1 protein-coding gene is annotated in these 544 nt (G+C 34.4%); it reads right to left on the reverse strand.

Annotated elements, in window-relative coordinates; genetic code table 11:
* Nucleotides 1-544 (reverse strand): acyl-CoA dehydrogenase family protein (locus KPL55_RS26970; protein WP_281418920.1); only part of this gene is annotated, 544 nt, incomplete at both ends.

Genomic DNA, 544 nt, shown 5'->3' on the forward strand with positions numbered 1-544 from the left:
TCCTTCATATATCTCAGTTATTTTAGCATCTCTCATCATTCTTTCTAATGGATATTCTTTAGTGTAACCATATCCACCGAAAATTTGAACGGCTTTAGTTGTAACTTCCATTGCTGTTTCAGATGCAAATAATTTTGCTCTAGCAGCTTCTACTGTGTAAGGTAGACCATTATCTTTATTAAATGCTGCTTTATAAACTAAAAGTTTAGCAGCTTCGATTTTAACATCAAGTTCTGCAACCATCCATTGTAAACCTTGGAATGCTGATAATGGTTTTCCGAATTGTTTTCTTTCTTTCATGTATTTAGTAGCTTCTTCAAGTGCGCCTTCAGCAATTCCTAAAGCTTGAGCTGCTACTCCAATTCTTCCTCCATCAAGAGTTTTCATTGCAATACCAAAGCCTCTTCCTTCTTTACCAAGCATGTTTTCTTTAGGAACTATGCAGTTTTCAAATACAAGTTCTGTAGTTGATGATGCTCTTATTCCTAATTTATCTTCATGTTTGCCTATTGAGAAACCAGGGAATTCTTTTTCAACTATAAAA

Source organism: Clostridium lacusfryxellense (assembly GCF_018861735.1).
Taxonomy (GTDB): Bacteria; Bacillota; Clostridia; order Clostridiales; family Clostridiaceae; genus Clostridium_AD; species Clostridium_AD lacusfryxellense.